Source organism: Klebsiella sp. MS 92-3 (assembly GCF_000195655.1).
GTDB lineage: Bacteria > Pseudomonadota > Gammaproteobacteria > Enterobacterales > Enterobacteriaceae > Klebsiella > Klebsiella pneumoniae.
Window position 1 is genome coordinate 159,050 of the sequence record NZ_GL882869.1, and the last position, 2,683, is coordinate 161,732.

2 protein-coding genes are annotated in these 2,683 nt (G+C 52.6%); both read left to right on the forward strand.

Annotated elements, in window-relative coordinates; genetic code table 11:
• Positions 1–81 precede the first annotated feature (81 nt).
• A complete protein-coding gene (gene mglA / locus HMPREF9538_RS00725; RefSeq protein ID WP_004175074.1) occupies positions 82–1,602 on the forward strand; it encodes a galactose/methyl galactoside ABC transporter ATP-binding protein MglA in 1,521 nt (506 codons plus the stop codon).
• A gap of 15 nt (positions 1,603–1,617) precedes the next feature.
• Positions 1,618–2,628, forward strand: coding sequence for a galactose/methyl galactoside ABC transporter permease MglC (gene mglC, locus HMPREF9538_RS00720; protein WP_002912871.1), 1,011 nt, complete (start codon positions 1,618–1,620; stop codon positions 2,626–2,628).
• Positions 2,629–2,683: the final 55 nt, after the last annotated feature.

Consider the following 2,683-nt stretch of genomic DNA (forward strand, 5'->3'; position numbering starts at 1 on the left):
GATTATTCCTGATACAGAACCAGACTCCTGCTGGCGCTAGTGCGCCGGACGGGGCTTGCATGAACGCAGCCAGGTATAACTATGGTCAGCAATAATAGCGAACGGTCAGGCGAATATTTGTTGGAGATGAGCAACATCAACAAATCGTTTCCTGGCGTCAAGGCTCTTGATAATGTCAACCTGAAGGTTCGTCCGCACTCCATTCATGCGTTAATGGGTGAGAACGGCGCCGGTAAATCGACATTATTAAAATGCCTTTTTGGGATCTATCAAAAAGATTCCGGTAGCATTCTTTTTCAGGGAAAAGAGATCGATTTCCATTCGGCGAAAGAAGCCCTGGAAAACGGTATTTCGATGGTGCATCAGGAATTAAACCTGGTATTACAGCGTTCGGTCATGGATAACATGTGGCTCGGGCGCTATCCAACTAAAGGCATGTTTGTCGATCAGGACAAAATGTACCGGGATACCAAGGCCATTTTTGATGAGCTGGATATTGATATCGATCCGCGCGCCCGCGTCGGTACCTTATCGGTATCTCAGATGCAGATGATTGAGATCGCGAAGGCGTTTTCCTATGACGCCAAAATCGTCATCATGGATGAGCCGACGTCATCGCTGACGGAAAAAGAGGTCAACCATCTGTTTAAGATCATCCGTAAGCTGAAAGATCGCGGCTGCGGTATCGTCTATATCTCGCATAAAATGGAAGAAATTTTCCAGTTGTGCGATGAAATAACCATCCTGCGCGACGGCCAGTGGATCGCCACCCAGCCGCTGGAAGGGCTGGATATGGATAAGATCATCGCCATGATGGTCGGGCGTTCGCTTAACCAGCGTTTTCCGGATCGCGAAAACACTCCGGGCGAAGTGATCCTCCAGGTGCGCAATCTCACCTCGCTGCGCCAGCCCTCCATTCGCGATGTCTCCTTTGACCTGCATAAGGGCGAAATTCTCGGTATCGCCGGCCTGGTGGGCGCTAAACGCACCGACATCGTGGAGACCCTGTTCGGCATCCGTGAGAAGGCCAGCGGCACCATCACGCTGCACGGCAAGAAGATCAACAACCACAGCGCCAACGAGGCGATTAACCACGGTTTTGCGCTGGTGACCGAGGAGCGGCGCTCTACCGGGATTTACGCCTATCTGGATATCGGGTTTAACTCGCTGATCTCCAATATTAAGAAATATAAAAACAGCATCGGCTTGCTGGATAACTCGCGAATGAAGAGCGATACCCAATGGGTTATTGACTCGATGCGCGTCAAAACCCCCGGTCAGCATACGCAGATTGGCTCGCTTTCCGGTGGTAACCAGCAAAAGGTCATTATAGGCCGCTGGCTGCTGACCCAGCCGGAGATCCTGATGCTGGATGAGCCAACGCGCGGTATCGACGTCGGCGCCAAGTTTGAAATCTATCAGCTGATTGCCGAACTGGCTAAAAAAGACAAAGGGATCATTATTATTTCTTCCGAAATGCCGGAACTGCTGGGGATTACCGACCGCATTCTGGTGATGAGCAACGGCCTGGTCGCGGGCATTGTTGAGACTAAAACCACCACGCAAAACGAAATACTGCGTCTTGCGTCATTGCACCTTTAAGATCAGGGGCTTCACATGAGTGCGTTAAATAAAAAGAGTTTTCTCACTTACCTGAAAGAGGGTGGGATATATGTTGTCCTTCTGGTCCTGCTGGCCATTATTATTTTCCAGGATCCGACATTTTTAAGTCTGCTCAACCTGAGTAATATTCTGACCCAGTCCTCGGTGCGTATTATTATTGCCCTCGGCGTGGCCGGACTTATCGTCACGCAGGGGACCGACCTCTCCGCCGGCCGTCAGGTGGGTCTGGCGGCGGTAATTGCCGCCACCATGCTGCAGGCGGTGGATAATGCCAATAAGGTATTCCCGGATATGGCGACCATGCCGATCCCGCTGGTGATCCTGCTGGTGTGCGCCATCGGGGCGGTCATCGGCCTGATTAACGGGATCGTCATTGCCTACCTGAACGTGACGCCGTTTATTACCACTCTCGGCACCATGATCATCGTGTACGGCATTAACTCGCTGTACTACGACTTCGTGGGCGCGTCGCCGATCTCCGGCTTCGACAGCCACTTCTCCCATTTCGCGCAGGGGTTTGTGGCGCTGGGCTCCTTCCGCCTGTCCTACATTACCTTCTACGCGCTGATTGCCGTCTTCTTTGTCTGGATCCTGTGGAACAAGACGCGCTTTGGCAAAAACATTTTCGCTATCGGCGGTAACCCGGAAGCGGCGAAGGTCTCCGGGGTTAACGTAGCGTTAAACCTGCTGATGATCTATGCCCTCTCCGGCGTGTTCTACGCCTTCGGCGGCCTGCTGGAAGCCGGACGTATCGGTTCGGCGACCAATAACCTCGGCTTTATGTATGAACTGGACGCCATCGCCGCCTGTGTGGTGGGCGGCGTATCGTTCAGCGGCGGGGTAGGGACGGTGTTTGGCGTGGTGACCGGGGTGATTATCTTCACCGTCATCAACTACGGCCTGACCTATATCGGCGTCAACCCTTACTGGCAGTACATTATTAAGGGGGCGATTATTATCTTCGCCGTGGCGCTGGACTCCCTGAAATACGCCCGTAAGAAATAAGATTGAACGCATCAAAAACCCCCCCCCCGCGCGGGGGGGTTTTTTTTTTTTTTTT